22 protein-coding genes are annotated in these 25,364 nt (G+C 40.0%); 15 read left to right on the forward strand and 7 right to left on the reverse strand.

Annotated features, from left to right (window positions below; all coding sequences use genetic code 11):
* Nucleotides 1-43 precede the first annotated feature (43 nt).
* Complete coding sequence (locus EXZ60_RS04910) at nucleotides 44-292, reverse strand: hypothetical protein (RefSeq protein ID WP_064626008.1); 249 nt, start codon at nucleotides 290-292, stop codon at nucleotides 44-46.
* 554 nt (nucleotides 293-846) lie between these two features.
* Here EXZ60_RS04910 and EXZ60_RS04915 point away from each other — a divergent pair.
* From EXZ60_RS04915 to wzy, 10 genes are all read left to right on the forward strand, one after another.
* The gene (locus EXZ60_RS04915; protein WP_277435394.1) at nucleotides 847-2,007 is read left to right on the forward strand and encodes a polysaccharide export protein; all 1,161 of its coding nucleotides are present in this window, start codon (nucleotides 847-849) and stop codon (nucleotides 2,005-2,007) included.
* A 25-nt stretch (nucleotides 2,008-2,032) separates the two neighbouring features.
* Nucleotides 2,033-2,473, forward strand: coding sequence for a low molecular weight phosphotyrosine protein phosphatase (locus EXZ60_RS04920; RefSeq protein WP_277435395.1), 441 nt, complete (start codon nucleotides 2,033-2,035; stop codon nucleotides 2,471-2,473).
* Between the two features lie 40 nt (nucleotides 2,474-2,513).
* Nucleotides 2,514-4,682: a polysaccharide biosynthesis tyrosine autokinase gene (locus EXZ60_RS04925; RefSeq protein ID WP_277435396.1), complete on the forward strand. Its 2,169-nt coding sequence runs from the start codon at nucleotides 2,514-2,516 to the stop codon at nucleotides 4,680-4,682.
* 76 nt (nucleotides 4,683-4,758) lie between these two features.
* Nucleotides 4,759-5,649, forward strand: a complete 891-nt coding sequence (locus EXZ60_RS04930) for a GNAT family N-acetyltransferase (RefSeq protein ID WP_277435397.1) — start codon at nucleotides 4,759-4,761, stop codon at nucleotides 5,647-5,649.
* 2 nt (nucleotides 5,650-5,651) lie between these two features.
* A complete protein-coding gene (locus tag EXZ60_RS04935; protein WP_277435398.1) occupies nucleotides 5,652-6,560 on the forward strand; it encodes a hypothetical protein in 909 nt (302 codons plus the stop codon).
* A 7-nt stretch (nucleotides 6,561-6,567) separates the two neighbouring features.
* Nucleotides 6,568-7,821: a flippase gene (locus tag EXZ60_RS04940; RefSeq protein ID WP_277435399.1), complete on the forward strand. Its 1,254-nt coding sequence runs from the start codon at nucleotides 6,568-6,570 to the stop codon at nucleotides 7,819-7,821.
* On the forward strand, nucleotides 7,822-8,772 hold the full coding sequence (locus tag EXZ60_RS04945) for a glycosyltransferase (RefSeq protein WP_277435400.1): 951 nt from the start codon (nucleotides 7,822-7,824) through the stop codon (nucleotides 8,770-8,772).
* Nucleotides 8,772-9,653 carry a glycosyltransferase family 2 protein gene (locus tag EXZ60_RS04950; RefSeq protein WP_277435401.1) on the forward strand — a complete coding sequence of 294 codons (882 nt, stop codon included), beginning with the start codon at nucleotides 8,772-8,774 and terminating at the stop codon, nucleotides 9,651-9,653. The genes EXZ60_RS04945 and EXZ60_RS04950 overlap by 1 nt, the downstream gene beginning before the upstream one ends.
* On the forward strand, nucleotides 9,646-10,728 hold the full coding sequence (locus EXZ60_RS04955) for a glycosyltransferase family 4 protein (RefSeq protein WP_277435402.1): 1,083 nt from the start codon (nucleotides 9,646-9,648) through the stop codon (nucleotides 10,726-10,728). The genes EXZ60_RS04950 and EXZ60_RS04955 overlap by 8 nt, the downstream gene beginning before the upstream one ends.
* Nucleotides 10,725-12,086, forward strand: coding sequence for an O-antigen polysaccharide polymerase Wzy (wzy, locus tag EXZ60_RS04960; RefSeq protein ID WP_277435403.1), 1,362 nt, complete (start codon nucleotides 10,725-10,727; stop codon nucleotides 12,084-12,086). The genes EXZ60_RS04955 and wzy overlap by 4 nt, the downstream gene beginning before the upstream one ends.
* A 604-nt stretch (nucleotides 12,087-12,690) precedes the next feature.
* Here wzy and EXZ60_RS04965 read toward each other — a convergent pair.
* Nucleotides 12,691-12,927, reverse strand: a complete 237-nt coding sequence (locus EXZ60_RS04965; RefSeq protein WP_277435404.1) for a hypothetical protein — start codon at nucleotides 12,925-12,927, stop codon at nucleotides 12,691-12,693.
* Between the two features lie 197 nt (nucleotides 12,928-13,124).
* Between EXZ60_RS04965 and EXZ60_RS04970 the strand changes: the two genes are divergently transcribed.
* Both EXZ60_RS04970 and EXZ60_RS04975 read left to right on the forward strand, forming a co-directional pair.
* Entirely contained in the window at nucleotides 13,125-14,213 is a 1,089-nt protein-coding gene (locus EXZ60_RS04970; RefSeq protein WP_277435405.1) for a glycosyltransferase, read from the forward strand.
* 32 nt (nucleotides 14,214-14,245) lie between these two features.
* Nucleotides 14,246-15,364 carry a glycosyltransferase family 4 protein gene (locus EXZ60_RS04975; RefSeq protein ID WP_277435406.1) on the forward strand — a complete coding sequence of 373 codons (1,119 nt, stop codon included), beginning with the start codon at nucleotides 14,246-14,248 and terminating at the stop codon, nucleotides 15,362-15,364.
* 79 nt (nucleotides 15,365-15,443) lie between these two features.
* Here EXZ60_RS04975 and EXZ60_RS04980 read toward each other — a convergent pair whose 3' ends face one another.
* Entirely contained in the window at nucleotides 15,444-16,442 is a 999-nt protein-coding gene (locus tag EXZ60_RS04980; RefSeq protein ID WP_277435407.1) for a sugar transferase, read from the reverse strand.
* A gap of 379 nt (nucleotides 16,443-16,821) precedes the next feature.
* On the opposite strand from EXZ60_RS04980, the gene EXZ60_RS04985 reads away from it, so the two are divergent.
* Both EXZ60_RS04985 and EXZ60_RS04990 read left to right on the forward strand, forming a co-directional pair.
* Nucleotides 16,822-18,138 (forward strand): MBL fold metallo-hydrolase, encoded by a 1,317-nt coding sequence (locus EXZ60_RS04985; protein ID WP_277435408.1) that lies wholly within the window; start codon nucleotides 16,822-16,824, stop codon nucleotides 18,136-18,138.
* A 225-nt stretch (nucleotides 18,139-18,363) separates the two neighbouring features.
* Entirely contained in the window at nucleotides 18,364-20,253 is a 1,890-nt protein-coding gene (locus tag EXZ60_RS04990) for a methyl-accepting chemotaxis protein (protein WP_258428280.1), read from the forward strand.
* A gap of 66 nt (nucleotides 20,254-20,319) precedes the next feature.
* Here EXZ60_RS04990 and EXZ60_RS04995 read toward each other — a convergent pair whose 3' ends face one another.
* Nucleotides 20,320-21,555, reverse strand: coding sequence for a mechanosensitive ion channel family protein (locus EXZ60_RS04995; RefSeq protein WP_013855795.1), 1,236 nt, complete (start codon nucleotides 21,553-21,555; stop codon nucleotides 20,320-20,322).
* Nucleotides 21,556-21,723: 168 nt separating this feature from the next.
* A complete protein-coding gene (locus EXZ60_RS05000) occupies nucleotides 21,724-22,650 on the reverse strand; it encodes a D-2-hydroxyacid dehydrogenase (RefSeq protein WP_277435409.1) in 927 nt (308 codons plus the stop codon).
* A 71-nt stretch (nucleotides 22,651-22,721) separates the two neighbouring features.
* On the opposite strand from EXZ60_RS05000, the gene EXZ60_RS05005 reads away from it, so the two are divergent.
* A complete protein-coding gene (locus tag EXZ60_RS05005) occupies nucleotides 22,722-23,309 on the forward strand; it encodes a DUF416 family protein (RefSeq protein WP_026028258.1) in 588 nt (195 codons plus the stop codon).
* 386 nt (nucleotides 23,310-23,695) lie between these two features.
* Here the strand turns inward: EXZ60_RS05005 and EXZ60_RS05010 are convergent, their stop codons facing one another.
* Nucleotides 23,696-24,052, reverse strand: coding sequence for an endonuclease domain-containing protein (locus EXZ60_RS05010; protein WP_017042616.1), 357 nt, complete (start codon nucleotides 24,050-24,052; stop codon nucleotides 23,696-23,698).
* Nucleotides 24,053-24,069: 17 nt separating this feature from the next.
* Nucleotides 24,070-25,125 (reverse strand): hemolysin family protein, encoded by a 1,056-nt coding sequence (locus EXZ60_RS05015; RefSeq protein ID WP_017046803.1) that lies wholly within the window; start codon nucleotides 25,123-25,125, stop codon nucleotides 24,070-24,072.
* Between the last annotated feature and the right edge of the window lie 239 nt (nucleotides 25,126-25,364).

Raw genomic sequence — 25,364 nt, forward strand, 5'->3', positions numbered from 1 at the left:
TTAAAAAACAACCGCCAATGGCGGTTGTGAATTAAGCAGGCGCTTATTGCGCTGCGGTTACTGTAGTGGTAGTAGAAGTACCTGAATTGCTTGCTGCAACTACTACACCCGCTACAAGTGCACCACCGATAGCTACAGACGTTGCCGTTACTGTACCTACTGCTGCCGTTGTCGCTGCTGTACCGCCAGCGGCTCCGCCAGTGGTTGACGCTGCTGTTGTCTCTTCAACAGCAGCCATCGCTACGCCACCAAAAGCAAAAGATGCTAATAGTGCGATTGCTGTTTTTTTCATAGTATTCCCCATGAAGTTTAATTACATCGATGTATGCCCAATATAGATTGGGCGTCGCAACAATAAACATTATTGATGTCAATGTAAACAAGTTGCACTCTAGGCGAATCGACTATTTCAATTAAGATTAAAAAATAATCAGCTATTAACTAACTTAATAGTAAATAAAGCGAAATCAATAAGGAAAATACTTACAGGGTAGGAAAATACTTACTTCACATTCAATAGTAACCTATGTATCATTCCGCAGCCTTTGATAGTACAAAAAATTGATAAATCAAATTTTATTTTCATTACTCCTTTATTGATTATATTGTAATTTGAAAGCCTGATTAGTGGGTTCTGTGCTGCATTTTAATGAATAACCTATTTTCAATTATCATCGGCTTAAACGTATTTAACACCGTCATAGGGAGCGCCCTAGGGCGGTAGCGTGCCAGAAAGTTTTTATGTATGACTTCTAGCACATTGATATATAAACACATTACTCATGTGCCTTGGCTTCATATAAGCACCTTGGTCATGGCTGTGATTGAAATAGCAGGAACGTTCGCGTGTCAAAAAAGTATTTGCCTTTGATTATCGCCTCAGTAGTTTTAACGGGGTGCACCATTCCGGGTTCACACCTACCTACGGGTGAAAAAAATGCCGCATGGGAAGCAGAAAGCAACGAATCCTTATCTTCTCAAGTGAATGTCTACCCCCTCACTCCTGCTTTTATTAAAGAGCTGAAAAAATATAAAAATCAGCCTATTACCCAGCCCAATGCTCCATTAGAACAAGAAATTGCTCGCTACGAATATTACATCGGCCCTGGTGATGTGCTTAATATCACCATCTGGGATCATCCGGAGTTAACCATTCCTGCCGGTTCATACCGCAGTTCGGCAGAAGCGGGTAACTGGGTCCATGCGGATGGCACCATCTTTTACCCTTACATTGGTGAAGTGAGTGTGGCGGACAAAACCGTAACGGAAATCCGCCAAGTGATTTCAGAAAAGTTAGCTAAGTACATTGAATCGCCTCAGGTAGATGTCAACGTCGCTTCTTTTCGCTCGCAAAAATCCTACATTACTGGTGAAGTTAAAACGCCGGGTCAGCAAGCCATCTCAAATATTCCCTTAACATTATTAGATGCTATTAACCGTGCTGGTGGTATTACCACGGATGCAGATTGGCGCAATGTGACGCTGACTCGTAATGGTAAAGAGGAACTTCTTTCTCTTTATGCTTTGATCCAGAAAGGCGATTTAACGCAAAACCGCTTACTGCGCGATAGCGATATCGTACATGTGCCACGTAACGACGGGCAAAAAGTGTTTGTGATGGGCGAAGTCAAACAGCCACAAATGCTGAAAATTGACCGTACAGGTATGAGCCTGACCGAAGCCTTGAGCACAGTCGGCGGCATTAATGAATACGAAGCCGATGCCACGGGTATTTTTGTGATTCGCGGCGCGCAACAACAGCAAACCGTGTTAAGCCACGCAGCGCCTAACCAAGATGACCCTATCGCCAATATTTACCAGCTCAATATGCAAGATGCCACGGCGTTAGTCATGGGCACAGAGTTTGAACTGCAACCTTATGATGTGGTGTATGTCACCACCACGCCTGTTGGGCGCTGGAACCGTTTGATCAGGCAATTGTTGCCAACCATCAGCGGCTTTAATGAGCTGTCTGAAGGTGCGTTACGGGTGAAAAATTGGCCATAACTGAACAGTAAATAAGAGAAAAAACGTGTTTTCTAAAATATTAGTGGTGTGTGTCGGTAACATCTGCCGTTCACCAACAGGCGAGCGAGTATTACAAAAGCTATTGCCAAATAAAGAAGTGGCTTCGGCTGGCATTGCTAGCGCCAAAAGCCATCTTGAGGGCAAACCCGCCGATGCCATGGCCAGCCAAGTTGCTGCCGAACATAGCATTGATTTATCTGGTCATGCATCGCAGCAGCTCACGTCAGCGCTTTGCAGCCAGTATGATTTAATTCTCGTGATGGAAAAGGGGCACATTAGTGCATTAAGTGAGATCGCCCCTGAAGCACGCGGCAAAGCCATGTTATTTGGGCAATGGATAGGCCAGCAAGACATCCCCGACCCATATCGCCAAAGCAAAGAAGCATTTGACCATGCCTACCAGTTAATTGACCAAGCCGCGCAAGCTTGGGCCAAAAAGCTGTAATCACCATAAGCCAAAACAGGCCGTTAGGACTTTAAACACAATGACAGCACAACAGATTAAACAACGCGTCGACACCACTTCTGACGAAATCGATCTCGGTAAATTGTTTGGCCTTCTGCTGGATGGCAAATGGATCATTCTCGCGACGACCACTTTCTTTGCTATCTTTGGCATTGCCTTTGCCTTGCTCTCAACACCGATATACAAAGCCGATGCTTTGATTCAAATCGAACAAAAAGGCTCTGGCGGTATTTCATCATTAGTCGGCGGGGAAATGAGCGATCTCTTCTCTTCTGAATCATCCGCCACCACTGAAATTGAAATCATCAAATCACGGATGATTTTAGGCGACACCGTTCATAAATTTAACCTAACAACCTTAGTTGAGCCGGATTACTTTCCCGTTATTGGTAAAGGCATTGCGCGCCTTCGCGGGCAAATAAACCGCATTCAAGTCAGCCGCTTTGAACTGCCAAGTTATGCATGGCAAATGGGCCACCAAATAGTGGTGCAGGATGCAGAACAAAAAACCTACCAGTTAGTGCGTGAAGATGGCCGTGTAATACTCAGCGGTAAAGTAGGCGAACTGGCAAAAAGTGATGATTACCAACTGTTTGTCACCGATTTAGATGCCAACAGCGGCTTTGCATTTAACATCAGCAAACAAAGCGAGTTAGATGCGATTAAATGGTTGAAAGATAACTTATCAGTGACTGAGCGCGGTAAACAAACCGGCATTGTTGAGCTCTCTTTTACCGGCGAAAACCCTAGCCAAATTCAAGCCATTTTGGATGATATAAGCCAAAACTACTTTTTGCAGAACGTGCAGCGCAATTCAGCAGAAGCTGAAAAAAGTTTAGCTTTCTTAAAAGGCCACCTGCCAACCATTAAAACCGAATTAGATAGCGCGGAAGATGTATTAAACCGCTACCGCCAAGCCAATGATTCGATTGATTTAAGCTTAGAAGCGAAATCCACCTTAGAAGTGATGGTGAAACTAGAAGCGCAGCTTAACGAGCTCACGTTTAAAGAGAGTGAAGTGAGCCAGCGTTTCACCACTGACCACCCAGCGTACAAATCACTATTGGATAAACGCCAAATCTTGCTTGGTGAAAAAGAGCGCTTAAATCAGCAAGTACAAAAGCTGCCTAAAACTCAGCGCGAAATTTTACGCATGACGCGTGACGTACAAGTAAACCAGCAAATTTACATTCAATTGCTGAACAAAGTGCAAGAGCTGAACATCATTAAAGCCGGAACGGTCGGTAATGTGCGCATTTTAGATAGCGCAGCCACCTATGCTCAAACTGTGAAACCGAAAAAATCACTGATAGTCGTGTTAGCGACACTGATTGGCGGCATGCTCAGCGTTGGCGGAGTATTGGTGAAAGCGGCGCTGCACCGCGGCGTAGAAAACCCAGACGATATTGAACAGCTTGGCCTTTCGGTTTACGCCAGTGTACCTAAGTCGATTCTGCAGCTGGAATTTGCAGAAAAAATCAATAAAAAGCGTAAATCCCTACAAGAGATGATGCTGCTAGCTGAAAGCAACCCAGCGGACCTTTCTATTGAAGCGCTACGCGGCCTGCGCACCAGTTTGCACTTCGCGATGTTAGAAGCCAAAAACAACGTGGTGATGATTTCTGGCCCTGCTCCGGGCATTGGTAAATCGTTTGTTTCCACCAACTTTGCTGCGGTTGTAGCCAAAACTGGGCAAAAAGTGCTGCTGATTGATGCCGACATGCGCAAAGGCTACTTACAGCAACCTTTCGGCGTAACCTGGGAAAATGGCCTTTCAGACCTTCTCAGTGGCAAAATTGATTACGCGCAAGCGATCAAAACCACCCAAGTAGATAACTTAGACATTATGACGCGCGGCCAAGTGCCACCCAACCCTTCAGAACTGCTTATGCACCAACGTTTTAAAGCTTTGGTTGAATGGGCTTCACAAAATTATGACCTAGTGATTATTGATACCCCGCCAGTACTTGCGGTGACTGACCCAAGCATTGTGGGTGCCCATGCTGGTACAACGTTAATGGTGGCCCGTTTTGGCCTAAATACCGCCAAAGAGATTGATGTCGCCAGAAACCGTTTTGAACAAGCGGGTATTGAAGTGAAAGGTGTGATCTTTAATGCGGTAGAGAAGAAAGCATCTAGTTCATACGGGTATGGGTATTACAACTACAGCTATGGTGAAAATAAATAGCTGTATCGAATGGCCGCCTAATCTCTATAGTTTTTATAAAAAAGGAATAAAATTGATAAATCTCAGAGTGACACTAATGGATGCCAATGATGTATTAATTATTTCTCTAATGGATTTTTATAAATGTTACTATTCAGAAGATAACCGTCTATTTAATGAGGGATATCTGAATTGGTTTTTACTCTCTAATCCGGTTGGCCATGGCAAATGCGTTACAATAACATTGGAAAATGAAATTGTTGCGAATATGATTTTAGTGCCGATATTCGTGACCAAAAATGGCAACAAAAGGTTAGGATATTTTGCAGCAGATGTTTTGACGCATCCAAATCATAGAGATAAAAATCTTTTTGTGAAGATGATTCGGTATGCCACTGAACATATAAAATCTAAAGAATCATTTATTATTGGACATCCCAATGACGTTTCTACTCCTGGTTGGAAAAGAACCAAAATGAGTTTTTACCCAGAGTATAGGTCATTTTTATCAAAATTTGACTTTAATCTATTCGACCGAAAATGTATAGAAATCAAAAATAAAGAGATGCTGTTTTCTTTTTCTGAAAAAATAGAGAAAATATTAATCAAAAATAACCAATCTATTGTTTGGACTGACTGTGAATTTCTGTATTGGAAATTTATGTTAAATCCGGTTAAAAAATACACAATCAAGGCAATTCTAATTGATGGTTGTTTAAGAGGGGTCATTGTTTCTTACAAATTTAAGAAGGTAATCGATCGAGTTGTTCACTACCTAGTTGAAGAGGGGTATGAAGATAAGGTGTATAAATCATCAATTATACCTAGAATTTATTCATTTCCACAAACAGAAAAATTCCAAGAAATTAAAAAACACTTTATATCTAAAAATATTGGTACAGAAGTTCGTTTTTTCTTTACGGATTACGATAATGAAAATCCGATTATTGATCCTTCAGCAGTTACCTTTGCAGCCTGTGATAACTAAGTATGATCAATAAAATTTATAGAAAGTTCTTTGAGCAAGATGTCTGGCGAATTGGTATCGTTAACCTTGATTTAAGTGAAGTTATTGAAAAAAACATATCAGATAGTGACATCAAATGGCTAAATATGACGAGCAAGGATTATGAAGCCGATCCATTTATTTTTGAATGTAACAATCAAAAATTCATAGCTTATGAGATTTTCGATTACTTACATGGAAATGGAAAGATAAAATGTGTCACTTTAAAAGGAGAATCACATGACGAAATGTTTTCTGATCTAAATGAAGTAAAAGGTCATAAATCATTTCCATTTATATTCGAAGAAAACGGTAACTTGTATTGTATCCCTGAAACATCAGACCTAAACGAAATATCTCTATATAAATATAATGAAATTAAAGGAAAGTTTGTAAAGTTTAGCACTCTTATGCAAGGTGATGGTTATATAGACTCCTGTATAAAACAGATAGACGGTATGTATTACCTGTTTACTTCTACAGCAAGTGAGCCATATAAACAACGATTGTTTTATTCATCAGAGCTTTTAGATAAATATGTAGAACATCCTCACTCGCCAGTGGCTGATAGTATTGAAGACGGAAGAAATGCTGGTGGTATTATTGATTGTGCACTTGGTTTATTTCGCGTAGCACAGAATTGTATAAATGGCTATGGTTCTAAAATCCATATTCTGAAAATATCTGAAATAACACCTACTACTTATAGTGAAAATCTGGTGAATATTATTACACCAACACGGCATGACTTAACTGGCGTACATACATTTTCTAGTTGGGGTAACGTATGTGTCATTGATGCTAAAAAAACTATTATAAAGAAAAGAAATTTTTTTCGAAAAAGCATATTCAAATTTCTAAAATTATTAAATTTAGAAATTAATTATAAGTGAGCGATTCTTGGCCAGTTTAAAAAAAAATGTAATATCACTTTTTGTTCTTCAAGGTAGTAATTACGTAATACCATTATTGACTCTGCCTTACCTAACGCGAACGTTAGGTGTTGAAGGTTTTGGAATTTTTGGCTTAGTGGTAGCGGTGGCTCAGTATTTTGTTTTGTTTACAGATTTTGGTTTTAATTTAACTGCAACAAAAAAAATAGCAGAAAATCAAAATAATAAAAATTATATTTCCAAAGTGTTTTGGGATACGATTATTTCAAAATTCATATTATGCATTGTGTCACTTTGCTCACTATTATTAATGGCTTATTTTTTCCCATCAGAAAATTTTGAAAATGAACTAGTCTATACTTCATTGATGATTTTGGGCTCGGTTATTATGCCATTATGGTATTTTCAAGGAATAGAGGAATTATCGAAAGTTACTATATTTACAGTTCTGGCAAAATTTATTACTCTACCTTTGTTCTTTTTACTAGTAAGTTCAGAAGATGATGTTGGAGCTGCTATACTTATCCAATCATCAATAAATTTTACAGCAGGCATTATTGCAATTGTAATAATTTATCGCTCAAAAATGCTCGTGTGGATAAGGACTGATTTAAAGTCGATTAAAAAAACGCTCAATGAAGGCTCAAGTATATTTATTGCTACATTAACAATTAATTTATATACCGCCAGTTCATCAATTATTATTAGCGTTACTAATAATATTGATCAAGTTAGTGTTTTTACAGCTGGTGATAGAATTAAAGCAGCGATATTAGGGGTGTTCCTGATATTAGGAAATGCATTTTATCCAAGAATTAATAGTCTTCTAAAAAACTCACCAGAACAAGCATATACATTAATTAGAAAAATAATAATAATTCAAACTCCAGCCACTATAATTATTGGAATCACTCTTTATATATTTTCAGAAGAGATCGCTATTTTAATATATGGTAATGAATTTAATGCGGTTTCAGATGTCTTCCGTATTTTTGCACCTCTTTTTTTCCTAGTTTTAACTTCAACTGTTTTAGGTAATTATCTATTATTACCGCTAGGTCATAGAAAGGAATACGTAGCATTACCTGTAATTTTTTCTTTGATACATATTCCATTATGTACATTACTTTCATATTACTATGGGGCGGTTGGTGCTTCAATTTCAATATTGATGATTGAATTTTTCACTTTGTTGTGCCTGATATATATCGTTAGGAAAAATGGTATTCTACCACGATTATTAAAAACGGATCTGTATTAAATGAATAGTGATCAAAAACTCCTAAGCCTTATTATTCCTGTTTATAATGCTGAAAAATATTTAAAGGAATGCCTGCAGTCAGTTTTTAACCAATCTGATAATGGTCTTGAGGTAATCATTATTAATGACGGTTCCATAGATACTTCTAGAGATATAATAACATCATTTGGTAGTTTATATGACTTCATAATTATAGACAAACATAATGGTGGTGTCGCTAGCGCTAGAAATGTAGGTATCGAACGAGCAACCGCTGAATATATAACATTTCTAGACTCAGATGATATTTGGTGTAATGGTGTGTATGAAAAAATAAAGGAAATCATTTGTAGTTCTGAAGATCATGACTGTCTTGTATTTGATTACTATAATTTTTATTCAGAACATCAGATTGAGCCAATTAAGCAAGAAGACACCAAAAGTAGTGGTGAAAATATTAAAATTGACATTGCAACATTGTCACATTGGTATCTGTGGCGGTTCATCTTTAAATCAAAGTTTTATAGAGAAAATAAATTTATTGAAGGAAGAAGATTTGAAGATCAATTGATTCTTCCAAAATTAATAAATTCAGCCAATAAAATAAAAAAAACAAATCTTGAAATAGTTTTTTATAGAAAAAATATAGATAGTATAACTAATAATTTAAAAATATCTGATTTAGATGATAATGAATATTGCATTGATAGGTATCTAGTAGAGTTTTATAAGAAACCTTGTAAATACTGGAGTATTGTACTAGCGAATTTATATCTATCACATGTATCAAAATGTGCCAGGATCTATCATCAAAACTCGAAAATGGCTATCGATTCATATAAAAGAGTTAATAAAAGCATACTGCTGAAAATAATTATTGATTCAGGTAATAGAAATGCACTATTTTATTATTGTTCGTTAGGTTTATTGTTTAGGCGTTTAATAAAAAGAGTTAAAACGGAGTCTATTTAATGCAAGGTATTACTCTATTTACACCAACATATAACCGAGCAAATGAACTTCTTCGTTGCTATAATTCAATTGTTTCTCAAAGCTATGAAATACTTGAATGGATAATTATTGATGACGGTTCCACTGATAATACTAAAGATGTCATCGAAAAAATTATTGAAGAAAATAAGTTGGATATAGGATACTACTTCCAAGAAAACAGTGGTAAACAAGCTGCATGGAACAAAGCTGTAGATTTGGCCAAATATGATCTTTTCATAGGTGTTGATTCAGATGATGCTTTGAATAAAAATGCCTTAACAAAGATACAAGAATTATTTACTACGCTCAACAATGAAGAAAATATTGCTGGAATAAGGGCAATTTCTGTAAACTCAAACACATATCTTCCCGATAGTATATTTTTGATTGATAGGGTTACAGTTGCATCTTGGTTTGATGAGTTTTGTTCTGGTAAGTCAGGTGAGAGAATAGATCTATTTAAAACTGGAATTTTAAAGGAAAATAAGTATCCAGTAAGTAATAGTGTAAAATTTGTACCTGAAATTTGGCTTTATAGCCACCTTTCATTAAATTATAAATTCATCTATACACCAAAAGTAGTAGGTGTATTTTATACAAATAATCTAGAAAATCGTCTTAGTAAATCACCATTATCTGATCATACCATGGGACACTTTTTAGCGAGGAAAAAACTCTTAGAAAGTATGCCATTAAGAAAATGGATAAGGAATCCAATTAAATTTTTAAAAACCATTATTAGACTAAACCAAGTGGTAAGAATATTAAATTTGAATTCTGTAGAGTTCTCTAAGAAAATGATAATAATTTTTTTGTTACCTGCACTTTTATTAAATTTACTAAGTAAAAAAAATGACTAAAATATGTTTTTTCTGTGGAAATATTAGTTGGTCTGGTGGTACGGAACGTGTGAGTACTATGATTGCAAATGAGCTGGTAAAGTATGGTTATAGTGTTTCTTTTATTAGCTTATCCGGTACCTCTTCACCACACTTTACGTTGGATTCTAAAATTGAGTGCACGAGTCTATTCAAAAAAAAGCAACCTTTTAAACTCATCCTACCTAATGTTGCATTGCGTTTGCGGAAATTCCTGAAAGAAAAAAAAGTAGATATATTAATCGATGTCGACACGATTCTTTCACTTTACTCTATACCTGCTAAATTTGGTTTAGATATTGAACATATTTCATGGGAGCATTTTAACTATAAATCTGATTTTAGAATGCCTACTAGGAAGTTTGCTCGAATCTTAGCTGCGAAATGTTCCAATGCAGTTGTTACATTGACTAAAAAAGACAAAGCTTATTGGCAAAGTGCTATTAATTGTAATGCAAAAATAGTTGCTATCCCTAATCCAACCCCATTTTCTCATATGGATAATAACTTTGTTGAACGTGAGAAAATAGCGGTTTCAGTTGGTCGTTTGACTGAACAAAAAGGTTTTGATTTATTACTTAAAATTTGGAGTAATGTTGAGAAAACTGGATCTGAATGGAAACTTTACATTGTAGGAGATGGGGAAGATAAGTCTAAGTTAGAGGATTTGATATATAGGCTAAGGTTAAAAAATGCTGAAATTAAGCCTTTCACTAAAGAAGTAGGAAAATACTATTCATCTGCATCAATTTATACAATGACTTCAAGATTCGAAGGTTTTCCTATGGTTCTTCTAGAAGCTTCTTCCTATGGATTACCTATAATTTCATTTGATTGTGACACAGGTCCAGATGAGTTAATTATCAATCAAGAAACAGGTTTATTAGTACAAAATAATGATCTAGAAGAATACTCAAGTCAATTAATCCAACTTATGAATAATGAGAGCTTGCGTTTTGAAATGGAGAGAAAAACAATAAGAGAAATAAAAAAGTATGACGTAAGTACTATTAGCAGAAGCTGGATTAATCTAATTGAGAGTTTTAATAGATCATGAATAGACAGTTTTCTAACTTTCGGTATTTAAATTATTATCAAGTTATTGTATACGCACTAGTTATACCACTGGTTTTGATTTCTTACTTAGTAAGCTATGTCGATATATTAGGTGTCATGCCATATTTTTTCGTTGCTATCCTAATTTTTATTGTTGTGAGTAACTACTATTCTGGATTATACCTTAACTCCACATACTCTCTATTTATTATAGCCTTTTCATTGTTTATTGGAGGGCGTTTTTTTGCATATTTACTTAATGATAAGATAAATTTGTATGAAATGGACTTCTTTGTATATTATAACTTGGAATCTCTAGGTGCCTTAAAATTAATGACTTACCTAGTTATTGGAGTTATTTCTCTTGATCTTGGTTACAAAGTAGCTCGTCTCTCTAATAAAGTGTTACCAGATATAAAGATTAACCATCAATGGATGCGTAATTTCTCTATATTTTCGCTATGTTTAGCTCCGTTGTTCATGATTGAAACGGTCTTCCAAATCCGAGATGCTATTTCTGGAGGCTACTTATCATCCAAGCTTTGGCAAACGAAAAGTTATAGTTTTCCACTAAGCAGTTTGGCTCAAACTATATTTGGAATATGTTTTGGTTATGCAATGGCTTTTGGTTATAAGAGAAGAATCTTCGCCGCTATTTTTATTTTTGGGGTTATAGGATCCTTGCTCGTTGGAGCAAGAGGGCCAATTCTCACTGCATTACTCTTATATTTATGGATTAAGGGTAATAACGGCCAGAAAAAGGTCAATATTTTTAAGTTACTTTCACTTGGCTTAATAGTTATGGTGTCAGTATCCTATTTTATTCAAATGTATTCATTTAGGTCAAATGAAGAAGAATTTGAATTTAATATTTTTATTTTTCTTGCTGATTTTCTATACAATCAAGGCATCTCAGTGATGGTGTTCGATGTATCAATGAAATTCACAGGCTATCCAATTTTAGCCTATTTTCAGTCCTTATTGCCCGGTGCAAGTGCGCTAGCCTCTTTGATATTTCCTGTTGAATATTATATGACCGGGTTTCAGCATTATATGGCAAGAGAGCTAGATCCTGACTTATTTAACCTAGGCTTTGGATTAGATTGGACTCTGTTTAGTGATTTTTATGTTTTTGGTGGAGAGAATATATTAGGATTTGCTATAGTTGGGTTTTTATTTGGGTATCTGTTGTCTGTCTTGCAGAATAGCAGTCACCTAGAGTTTTGGACTGTACTATTATTCGCATTGTTTACTAGGATAATGTTTCTTCCAAGGTCATCACTTTCAGTAATTTTTCCATTCATATGCTATTTCTTCATTTTTGTTTGTTTATTTCCAAGATTGCGTATTTTTAAATAGAGGAAATTTTGCTTACTAGATCTGAAACGTACTTTATTAAAGGAGTAGCAATTTCAATGATGCTATTCCATCATCTTTTTTCATTTCCTGAAAGGGTGCCTAATAACTTTAATTATAATGATATTAGTATGATCTTAGTTGATTTTTCTAATTTCGGAAAAATCTGTGTTCCGATCTTTATGATTCTTTCTGGCTATGGATTTTTTATTTCTTGTAATCGGGGGATTTATTATCTTATATCTAAGATAAGTTGGTTTTTTATTTCATGTTGGTTGGTTCTATTGGTATTTATTCCCCTAGGGATAATTATTTCTGAAGGAAAATTCGCACTCACATTTTTTGAACTTATTCTTAATGCCACATTCATTTCTAGTAGCTATAACAATGAATGGTGGTTTGCTAAGTTTTATATATTTTGCCTTGTATGTTTACCAGCTATTTATTATATTTCAGACAAACCAAAGCTTCTGTTGTTATTAACTGTATTCTTATACTTTCTTTCTAAGATATTTATCAGGTTAGATAATTTTTATCTCAATGGCATTAGCGATTTCATTTTTTGGTTATCCGTATTTCTACTTGGGTTTTATTTGGCGTCATCAGGTTATTTTGGTTTTATTAATGATTTGTGTGGGAGATTGTGTAGAAGTTTGATTTGTGTTCTCGCTCTGATATTTTTATTTTTTTTCTTTGCATTCACAATAAAAATTTTAAGTTTTAATTTAAACCTTCTTGTGATTATTTCTCCTGTTTTTATATCTGTTCTATTATTACTTTTCAGGTTTTCCCCTAATGCTATTTCTAGGTTGTTTACTGAGCTAGGAAATAAATCAATGTACATTTGGTTGACGCATTCATTCTACTGTTATTATTTTTTTCTGAATTTATTTATTATTTTAATAATTCTATCTTTGTTTTTATTATTCTTTTGATAATTAGCTACTTAACAAGTTTAGTACTCACTAAGCTCGAATTTTTATTGCGTTCTACATATGGTGCTTTAAAGAATAGTTCTACTAGTTATTTTCGTGGTGGTATATGAAAATTTTGTTTTTGGTTACCGGCCTTGGCATGGGCGGTGCGGAAACCCAAGTGTGTAGTCTGATTGAACAATTAGCGGAGCGCGGACACACCATTTTACTGCTCTCGTTAACAGGGGAAAATGTGAATAAGCCCAAACATTCAGCAGTGAAGTTGGTTGAGCTAGATATGCGCAAAACCCCTTTTAGTTTTGTGCAGGCCTATTGGCAAGCTATTAGCATCCTCCGTCAATTCCAGCCTGATGTGGTGCATAGCCATATGGTGCACGCCAATATTTTTTCCCGTTTGCTGTGTTTAACTTCTCCAATCCCTCGTCTGATTTGTACTGCACACAGTAATAATGAGGGTGGAAAATTAAGAATGCTGGCTTATCGTTTAACAGATAAATTGTGCGATTTAACCACCAATGTTAGTCAAGAAGCGGTCGATGCTTTTGTCGCGAAAAAAGCCACCAAACCAGAACGAATTGTTGCATTGCATAATGGTATTGATTTAGTTAAATTTTCATTTAACCCCGTCGCTCGTAAGCGTTGTCGAGAAGAACTTGGGCTTAATGCTAATCAAACGTTGCTATTAGCGGTGGGGCGGTTTACGGAAGCCAAAGATTACCCCAATTTATTGCGTGCGTTTGCCCTACTGGTCAAACGGCAGCCTAATGTTAAATTAGCCATTATAGGCAAGGGGGAATTATCTACATCGATTGAGGCGTTAATTGAGCAGTTAGAGCTTAAGTCATATGTTGTCCTTTTGGGTCTGCGATTCGATGTAGTGGATTGGATGTCAGCCGTAGATCTGTATGTAATGTCATCCGCTTGGGAGGGTATGCCTATGGTTTTGCTCGAAGCGATGGCAACCGAACGGGTGGTTATTGCTACGGATTGTGGTGGTGTTCGTGAAGTAGTGGACGATTATGGCTATTTAGTTCCATCGAGCGATAGTGAAAAATTAGCCAATTCTATTGAGCAAGCCTTAGCACTTTCACCGCAAGAGCGAAAAACTCTTGGGGAAAATGCGCGAAAGTATGTTGAAAGCCGATATTCATTGTCTGTAGTTGCGGATAAGTGGCTGGAAATTTATCAGGGTTAATTTTTCTTATTTGTCAGTTGGATATTTAATTTATGAAATTAATTATGGTGGCGAATACTGCATGGTCAGTATTTAATTTTCGCCACTCTCTTATTAAAGAGTTATTGAGCTGTGGTGTGGAGCTCTATGTTATCGCCCCTGAGGATAAGTTTTCAGAAAAGCTGGCTGAGATGGGCTGTCAAGTGTTCGATTTACCCATGCAAGCAAAAGGGGTTAACCCGATTGCCGATTTAGGTTTGATGTTGCGCTTATTGCGCCATTACCGTGAAATAAAACCCGATTTCATTGTTCACTATACAATCAAGCCCAATATTTACGGCTCTTTAGCTGCTAAGCTAGCGGGTATACCTTCTTTAGCGATTACTACCGGTTTAGGTTACACTTTCGTTAATCAAAACTTGGTTTCAAATGTGGCACGCCAGCTTTATAAGTTTGCTTTCCGCTACCCGAAAGAGGTGTGGTTTTTAAATGAGGATGATCGGCGCGCATTTTTAGATCATCGTTTGATTAAGCCAAATAAAGCGGCGTTGCTGCATGGTGAAGGCGTAAACCTCACACACTTTGTACCGCGTGATAAACCGCAGCCCGATAAGAAAATCCGCTTCCTGCTGATTGCCCGCATGCTACATGATAAAGGTGTTGGCGAATTTGTTGAGGCGGCGCGCCAAATTCGTCAGCAGTACCCGCAGGCTATTTTTCAATTGCTGGGTGATTGTGGTGTGCCGAATCCAAGTGTGATTGGTCGTGAGGAAATTGCCCAGTGGGAAAAGGAAGGGGTAGTGGAGTATTTAGGCACCACAGATGATGTGCGCCCCATTATTGCTCAAGCAGATTGTTTAGTTTTACCTTCTTACCGTGAAGGTATTCCAAGAACCATGATTGAGTCGGCTGCGATGGCAAAACCTTTGATTGTGTCTGATGCTCCTGGTTGTCGTGATGTAGTACTCGATGGTCAAACTGGCTATCTGTGTGAAGTGAAAAATGCTCTGTCACTAGCGCAGCGTTGTGAGCAATTTCTAGTACTCAGTGAATCAGAGAAACAAGTAATGGGTAAGGCTGGTCGTCGTTTTATGGAAGCCAAGTTTGATGAGAAATGGGTCATCAAACAGTATTTCGCAACACTCAAAAGATATGATGTATTAGCCTGCTAATAATGAAGTTTTGATATAACAATCTTGTTTGAAATAAAAAAGGTTCCTTACGGAACCTTTTTTATTCTAAGTGATTTTATTACCTTCCCATCCCAAACAAAACTGTCTTGACGGTCAACAACAAAATCTTCAATTCCATGCGCCAGTTCTGGTGCTTAATATAGTACACATCATATTTATGTTTCCATACGGCATCTTCTACTGATGCACCGTAAGGGTACTTCACTTGAGCAAGCCCTGTAACTCCCGGTTTCACCGCATGACGAAAACGGTAGTAGGGAATTTGCTTTTCAAGCTCATCAATAAATACTTCACGTTCTGGCCGTGGGCCAACCATCGACATTTCCCCTTTTAATACATTGATTAATTGAGGAAGCTCATCAATTCGTGTTTTACGAATGAATTTGCCCACTTTGGTCACACGTGCATCATTTTTTGTTGCCCACTGTGCGCCATTTTTTTCTGCATCATTACGCATTGAGCGAAACTTAATCACTTCAAATTCTTTGTTGTATTGTCCTGTCCGTCGTTGTTTGAAAAAAACGGGACCGGGTGATTCTAGCTTAATGAGAAGCGCGGTGATTAGCCCAACGGGTATTGCGACAGTCGATAAGCTGAAAACAAAAAAGAGATCAATAAAACGTTTTTCTCGGTTATGTCTTTTGTTTGATAAAATAGAAAAGGCTTTTTGGTGCAAGAAGTAACCGCTGTGCAGTAGCTCTGTTTCTGTATAGCCTACTTTTCGGTCAAAATAGCTGACCAGTGGCTCAACCCATGCACCAAATTCGGTCGCAGCTATTAAAAATAGCTGTTGACGTTTAGACAAATTCGCACTTTTAAAATGACAAAGTGTTTTATTTTTAAAATCGACTAAGTTGTAGTTGTTTACTTGGTAGTGAATTGGATGACGAGAGAGCACTGTGTGAATTTTACCCACATCTTCTTCTGGACAATAAATGTACACTATCTCATTAGCCAAACTGTCAATCGTTTGATCTTGTCCATTGTAATCGCCTAATTCAGAGAGTTCAGCAACGGATTCACGGTGTTGTGTTGACTCATTAAAAATATCAGTCATAGCCTTAGTCTTTCTGGTTTATTAATTTAATAACCTAGCGCGATTATATTATCATTGATTTCTTATTCTTTCCTGCAAGGATATACCTACTTTGTAGGAATATTCCTATTTGGGCGGGCAGTATAGACTATTTTTCTGATATGTCATACCAATTACATTTATTATCCCCGGTATACCGATTCTTCTTATGTATATATATCTGAGTATTTGGTGTTGAAAATTAATTAATATTGATGATTTTGAAATTAATACAATCAATTTATAAGGATGGCATCGCGTTTTGCAACGGTGAGTGATATTTTTTGTCGAAACATTAACCATGTTGTGTTGTTTATTTAACCTAAAAATATGCGAGCAAACATAAATTCAGGAGAAGAATATGGATATTATTCACCACGGTGGAAAAGAGACCGTTACGGGCTCTTGTCATGAGCTAAGGCTTGGGAAGAAAGGGATTTTGGTTGATTGCGGCTTATTCCAAGGGCGTGATAGCCGACCAATGGCGATTGATTTTCCATTAACTCATCTGCAGGCGTTGTTGTTAACTCACTCGCATATTGATCACATCGGCCGTATACCTTGGTTATTAGCGGCTGGTTTTCATCAGCCTATTTATTGCACACCCGCTACCGCGGAATTACTCCCGTTAATGTTAGAAGATGGTTTAAAGCTTCAACTTGGCTTAGGGCAAACACAGCGTACAAGAATATTAGAAAGGCTGAATAAACAAATAAAGCCGGTGAATTATGGCGTGTGGCAGCGTATTTCTCGTGATTTAGACAATACTTATTTTCGCTTTACGCCTGCGGGCCATATTTTAGGCTCAGCGTTTATTGAAGTGAAACTGCCAAATAATGAAATTGTCCTGTTTTCAGGGGATTTAGGTCCCAGCAACACACCGTTATTGCCGGACCCAGTCTCTCCGCCTCGCGCTGATTATCTGCTGATTGAATCAACCTACGCGAACAAAACCCACGACAATGTGCAGCAGCGGGCGCAGCGCTTAAAGGTCATCATCAACCGTTCTTTGCAAGACGGTGGCACCATTTTAATCCCAGCATTCAGTGTGGGCCGAACACAAGAGCTGCTGTTTGATATTGAACAATTGATCTTCAGCGGTGAAATTGATGGCAACATTCCGATTATTTTAGATTCACCCATGGCGCAACAGGTGACGAAATCTTACCGAAAGTTTAAAAAATTGTGGGGAAAAGAGGCGAAAAAGCGTTTGGATGCACAAAGGCATCCGCTTGCGTTTGAACAGTGTATTACCGTTCAAGATTATCGAAGCCATCAAGCATTGGTCAACCGTTTAGCCTCAACAGGGGAAGCGGCGATTGTGGTGGCCGCGTCTGGCATGTGTGAAGGTGGCCGAGTGATGGCCTATTTAAAAGCGCTGTTGCCTGATAAAAGAACCGATGTGATCTTTGCGGGCTTCCAAGCACAAGGCACTCTGGGCCGAGCAATAGCGCAAGGCGATCACTCGGTGATGATCGATGGCGATGACGTACTTGTGAATGCACAGGTTCACAGTATGTCGGGTTATTCTGCCCATGCCGACCAAGCCGATTTGTTGCGCTTTATTGAGGGCATTGCGACTAAGCCTAAGCAAATTCATTTGATTCATGGAGAACCCGAAACAAAGCAAGCTTTTGCGGTTACGTTGCGCAGTTTAGGTTATGAGGTGATAGATTGAGCGCAATGTTTTGTCATGTTAATTGCATTGTTAATAGCAGTAACTTACTTTTAATAGGTGTAAAAAATTTGTATTGATTAGCCGCTACACTACAACGCTTTGCGATTTCGCTTCCGTGTTGCTTAACCACAATATGGTGTAAGTGCAAAATGGTGTAAGTACAAAGTTTGTGCTGCTGGCGATGCTTACAAAAAAACTAATCTATTTCACCAATGGGGGTGAGTTGTGAATCTATCGTTAAAAGGTAAGTTGATAATGACAAGTTTGCTTGTTGTTATTGTGATGGCGGTGGTGTTGACGCTACTGTCGGCAAATTTATTGAAAGATGAAACGGAGAGTGGCATCAAGGAAAGGGTGCATGGTATCTCGAAATCGGCAACGAGTTCGATTACCCAGTGGCTGGATGTTCGTAGCAAAGTTATTAGCGCGGTGATCCCTCACACGATGAAGGAAGATTCACTGCCTTTTTTGCAGCAAGCTCAGCAAGGCGCACAGTTTGATTTACTCTATTTCGGCACTGAGCAAGGCACCATGCACCGTTCTATCCCGTCTCGAGGCGCAAATAACGCAAGCTATGATCCTCGGACAAGAGGATGGTATCAAGAAGCGAAAAATAGCTCTGGCCCGATACTGACGGCCGCTTATGCTGATGCGATCACGGGTGCTTTGATGGTGACGCTCGCTGAGCCGATTAAGAAAAACGGACAGTTTTGGGGCGTTATCGGTGCCGATGTGTTGATTGATCAACTGATTAAAGATGTCATTGCGATTGATGCAGGAGCAAAATCAAATGCTATGCTGGTCAACCGTGATACGGGGTTAATTATTGCCCACCGCAATAAAGATTTAATTCTCAAACCGTTAGCTTCTTATAGCCCTAACCTAACGCAGCAAGTCATCGACCGCTCAATGACTGAGAATAAAATACAAACCGTGATGGTTGGTGATGTCGAAAAATTATTATTCTTTACCGCCGTTCCTTCGACGGACTGGGTGCTCGGCATTGAGCTCGATAAAGAGGTTGAGTACACCAATATCGGCGCGCTCTTTATGCAGTTAACCTCGATATCAGTCGCCATTACAATTTTGGTCGTGATCGTGTTTTCGGCATTGGTTGGGTTCTTACTGCGTGATTTGGGCCGAGTCTCCCAAGCATTGGCGGAAATTGCAGACGGTGATGCTGACCTTACGCAGCGCATTGAACCACGTTATCAAGATGAAGTAGGCGCACTGGCGAATAACTTTAATCAGTTCGTCGGTAATATGCACGGCATGATCAAGCGTTTCCATGAAGTGTCGCAAGGGTTAACACTGCAAGCAGAAAACACTGCTGCGCAAGCCCATGAGCGTACCCGACGCATTATGGTGCAACAAGATGAAATCAACATGGTGGCCACTGCGATTAATGAAATGGCAGCTGCAACGCAAGAGATTGCAGGCAATGCAGATAATACAGCGGCCACGTCTTTGGATACGGTGAAAATTTCTAACCACGGCGTTGAGCAGGTGAAAAATACTCAACAGTCGATCAGTGAGTTGTCGAAAGAGATGACGGTAGCCAAAGAAGTCATTGAGAACTTGAACCAGCACGCACAAAACATTAATACGATCTTGTCAGCGATTCAGGGCATTGCTGAGCAAACCAACTTATTGGCACTGAATGCGGCGATTGAAGCGGCAAGGGCGGGTGAGCAAGGGCGTGGATTCGCGGTGGTAGCGGATGAAGTTCGGGTACTCAGCCAACGGACGCACAGTTCGACGCAAGAAATCCAACAGACGATTGAAACCTTGCAGAAAACCACGACTCAGGCCGTGAACATCATGACTGAGAGTAGCAAGCTTTCCGAAAGTAGCGTGGAAGATGCCAACGTGGCCGCGCAAAGCTTAGTGAAAATTGGTGAAGCGGTCGGCACGATCAGCGATATGGCAACCCAAATTGCAACCGCCGCAGAAGAACAGGCGTCAGTCACAGAGGAAATTACGCGTAATACCCAAGGTATACGCGACGTGTCTGATGAACTGGCAAAAGAAGCGCAAGAAGCTTCCCAACAAGCTGAATTGCTTTCTAGCTTATCTAAAGAGCTTCAACAAGAAATTAACCGCTTTAAACTGTAACCCTTCTCGATCACTGTACGATTAAACCTCCCCCATTAGGGGGAGGAAACTCAGGCAATGTCATGTTTACCTTGCGAGTGCTTGAAAGTCACTGCCAGTTGGCGCTTGCGAAACGCGTAGGCCGAAGTCAGGAAGCACGGCATAAATGTGGTCAAAAATATCGGACTGAATACCTTCATATTCGACCCACACGACCGTATTGGTGAAACAATAGATCTCCAGCGCGACACCATCGTGCGTGGGGGCTAGTTGGCGCACCATTAATGTCATGCCTTGGTGAATTTGGGGATGGTTACGCAAGTAACGTTCTAGATAGGCACGAAAACTGCCAATGTTGGTTAAGCGGCGACCATTGATGCGGCAGGCTAAATCGAGTTGGCTCATCTGATTATAGGCGTTGAGCTCTTGTTCTTTCTCGGCCAAGTACGGCTCTAAAAGTTGTGCTTTGCGTAGGTAGCTTTGCTCTTCTGGCGTCAGAAAGTGAATGCTATTGGCATCAATTAATACGCTGCGTTTAATGCGTCGGCCGCCTGATTCTTGCATCCCTTTCCAGTTTTTAAACGAATCAGAGATCAAGGCATAAGTCGGAATAGTGGTGATGGTTTTATCCCAGTTTTGCACTTTGACTGTGGTCAGGCTAATGTCGATGACGTTACCGTCTGCGCCATATTTGGGCATTTCGAGCCAGTCACCGACGCTTAGCATTTGGTTCGCTGAAAGCTGAATCCCCGCCACTAATCCTAAAATCGGGTCTTTAAATACCAGCATGATGACCGCGGTCATCGCACCTAAACCGCTCAGCAGTAGCACTGGTGATTTGCCAATTAAAATCGACGTCGCAAACAGTGCGGCGATAACAAATGCGATGATTTTGATGCTTTGAATAATGCCTTTGAGCGGAATGTTACGGCTGGTTGCGCTGCGATAAAGTAGCGTTTCCACCACATTGAGCAGGGCGTAACTGCTTAATAAGCCAAATAGAATAATCCACAGTAAGGTTAATGTATGCAGCAGTTCGTAAGTCGCACTGGCGTGGCTAAGCCATAACTGAGTTTGAATTGAAATGACAATCCCTTGAATTAACAAGGCAAAGCGGCTGAAAAGCTTTTTGCTAAACAGAATGTTTTGTAAAACTTGTGCGTTGGTTGTGCGCCGCTGTAGCCATAGGCTCACCCCTCGGTGCAACACTAAATGGATAACGATAGAAATAAGCGCGATAAGCCCAAGTGCTTCAGCAATCGGCAGCAGTTGTTCTAAATTAATGTTCAGTGATTGTAGCCACGAAGTGATGGCTGAAGGCATGATTTGCTCCTTGTGTCATTAGGCGATACCGTTCCTGTTTTACCGCATTAACCCCTGTTCGATGCGGCAGTGTATTCTCGACAGCAATGGCAAGTGGTTTGCGTGTCTATAGTAACATTGAGTTAAGGTTTCCCTAGGCTTAGTGCCGATTATTAACCGCTATTTGACCTAATAGCCTTTTTCAAAATCAATTCTGTTTTCAAGTTGGAACCCGTCGCGCCACAAGCCGTAATTACGGGTGAAAATCTCCACCACTTGCTCAGGAAAACTCACTGCCGCGATGTGCGGGGTAAGGCTAATGGCAGGGTGCGTCCAGAACGGGTGATCTTCGCTTAATGGCTCTTTTTCAAATACATCGAGGTAGGCGTGTTGAATGTGACCCTCTTCAATCAGTGCAATCAAATCACTCTCAACAAGGTTTTTACCGCGCCCGACATTAAACAGCAATGCATTGTGGCAATAGCTCAACGTACTTTGATTGAGCAAGCCTTTGGTGTGCGGCGTGTTGGGTAACGTACTGACCACAACCTCCGCGTGAGCGAGGGCAGTAGCAAGCTCGTTAATGTGATAGGTTTTATCAAACCCCCCGTTTTTAGCTGGAATGCCAGTGCGGTTGACGCCAATCACGTGCAAACCAAAGGCTTTGGCTACTTTCGCTAAATGGCTGCCAATCGAGCCTGTGCCGAGGATCACCATGGTTTTATCATTGATCGATTGATAAGGGTGGGTCTGCCACTGTTTGGCCGCTTGTTGCTGCGCGTAACAAGCAAAGTGGCGAAAGTGTGCAATCAGATTGCCCAGAACGTATTCAGCAATTTGCTGGCCGAAGATGCCTTTAACGTTGGTGAGCTCATAATCTTGACGAAGTTGCGGCGACATTAAGGTGTCTACGCCTGCATATTCCGAGTGCAACCATTCCAGTTGTGGAAAATCGTCCAAATACTTTGCCGCCAGTGGCGGCGCGGCCAGCAAAATGGTCGCTTCGCTGCGATCGTCAGTGATGGCTAAGCTGCTCAGCTGCGCCTGTTCAATCGCTTGTCGATAAATATCGTTGTGTTCGGTCAGAATATAGAGTTTATGAGTGAAATTGTTCATCGGCTTTGCTTTTTTCCCTGTTGGTTATCAAGTACACTTCCGCTGTCTTTTTCTGCTGCGATTGAGTGATTATGCTACAAAACCCTCTGCAGGTTCGTCTTGAGAAATTTGAACCTTGGCAACAAATTACTTTTATGGCGTGTTTGTGTGAACGTATGTACCCGAACTATGCCATGTTTTGCGACAATACTGAATTTGCTCACACGCGAGTATATCGAGATATTCTCGACAGTGTTTGGGAATTGCTCACGGTAAAAAGTGCCAAAATCAATTTCGAGAACCAATTGGAGAAGTTGGAAGAGATCATTCCAAGCTCAGAAGATTTTGATGTTTACGCTGTGTACCCAGCAATTGATGCGTGTGTGGCTTTGTCTCACCTACTTCACGGCCTGCTTGATCGCGATTATCTGTATGAAAACATGCAAAAAATCAGTCAGGTGTCGGTGCTGACAGTGGCGCAGTTAGAAGAAGCGCAAACGGGCGAAGAGATCACCAACGACAATCAAAAACAAAATGAAGCGGTCTGCGCCGAATGGGATGTACAGTGGGCTATTTTCCGTCCTCTTCGTGAAGCCGTAGAGCGAGATATTGATTTGATTAAAGACCTACGCCAAGAGCTACGCGACGAAGGCGTGAGCAATATTGGTGTGAGTTTGTAGTACACCCCCTCCTAACCTCCCCCTAGAAGGGGGAGGGACTAAAAGCGCTCTCGTCTACCTTGAAGGGGAGAGACTAAAAGCATGTTCGTTTTGGGTGCTGAAATGTGCTGATTTCAGTGATCGCTTTTAAATTCCGTACATCCACCTAACCTCCCTCCAGAAGGAGAGGGGCTAAAAGCGGCCTCGTCTCCCTTGAAGGGGGGAGACTAAAAGCATGTTCGTTGTGGGTGCTGAAATGTGCTGATTTCAGTGATCGTTTTTAAATTCTGTACACCCCCTCCTAACCTCCCCCCTAAAAGGGTGAGGGACTAAAAGCGTTCGTTTCGGTGCCGAAAGGTGCTGATTACAGTGATCGCTTTTAAATTCCCTCCCCTTTGAGGGGAGGGTTAGGGTGGGGTGTTTAAGTAGCGACAAATATCCTCAACAACATCATCAAGTTGTATTCGTACTTCCTCGTTTGTATACCGTAAAACACGAATGCCAAATTGCTCTAGATAATCAGTTCTTGCTTGGTCGTAGATATAAGAAGACTCGCTGAAATGAGAGTCACCATCGATTTCAATCACCAGCCGATGGCTTGGCGCATAAAAATCCACGATATAAGGACCAATACCAAACTGACGGCGAAATTTAGTGCCTAGTTGTTGGCATCGTAACTTTGCCCACACACTTTGTTCTGATGCTGTAGCGTTAGTACGCAATGTTCTACGCCGCATTTTTGTCGATTTAGGATTAGATTCCATTCTATTTCCTTTATTTTTTATTCCTCATCCCTGTTTTCAATGACGCCGTGTGTTTTCTTCCAACGTTCCCAGCGCTGGTAAGCGAGCTGCTGCATGTCGGTGGTTTTATCTGCTTCATCAATGATCTCTTCACCGAGTAGGTATTCAAAAATATCCTCTAAGGTCAGAATGCCTTGTACTGTGCCGTATTCATCAACGATTAACGCCAATTGCAGCCGTTTTTGCATCATTTGATCAAACGCCTTTAATAAGCTCATTTTGTTGAGCAGCGCATGAAGCGGCCTCATGACTTCTTCCAAACGTTTACTGCCTTGGCCCTTTTGTTGCAGTTTAAATAGCTCTAAGCGATGTACAAAACCGATGATGTCCTCTTTACTTTCGCCATAAATAAGCGGACGCGAGAAGGGCGTATCTCTATGTTGCACGAGAAACTCGTCGATAGTGAGTTGCGCGCTGGCACGAAACAAAACCGGGCGCGGTGTCATCACTTGAGTCACTGGGACGTGTTGGATAGCCAACAAGTTAGTGAGTATTTTTGATTCGCCATCGGCAAACTCACCGCTTTCATTGGCCAGCATGGCCATCGCGGAGAGTTCATCACGCATTTTGGGCGCTTCATGGTGACGCGCTAAGCGTTTGGTGATCTGCTCTGAAAACCAGACAAAAGGTGTCAGTGCCCACACCATCCAGCGTAAAACTACCGCAGAAGCTGGCGCAAGTTGACGCCAATAGGTTGCGCCAATGGTTTTCGGTACGATTTCCGACAACACCAAAATGCCTAGAGTTAGCACCGCAGAAAATACGCCGAGCCATTCGCTACCAAATACGACCGCCGCTTGTGCGCCTGCGCTGGCGGCACCGATGGTGTGAGCAATAGTGTTGAGCGTGAGAATCGATGCCAAGGGACGGTCAATGTCCGCTTTGAGCTTGCTTAATTTATCAGCTGAAGGATGAGCATTTTGGCGCAACTGAGCAAGGTAGCTTGGTGTGATGCTCAGTAGCACAGCTTCAAGAACCGAACAGATAAAAGAGACACCGATGGCAACGGCAATATAAACCGTAAGCAAAAACATGATTGTTCCTTAGTTTTAATCTATACCAAATCAATACTGCGTTGAGCTTGCTCCATGCCAATGTCGGTCATTGGAGGCTCTACCTGCGTAGGATTGCACTGATATATTAGGTCGCTTAAGTGACCTGAAATATCAGGTATCCAAGCATAAGTACGCTATAAATAAGGGCTTACAGCGTCAAAAACAAGCGGATATTCTTTGTCAATCAGTAACAAATTGTGAGTTATTGCTCATATTGT

This window comes from Vibrio sp. 1151_11 (assembly GCF_029478525.1).
In the GTDB taxonomy this organism is placed as follows: Bacteria; Pseudomonadota; Gammaproteobacteria; order Enterobacterales; family Vibrionaceae; genus Vibrio; species Vibrio anguillarum.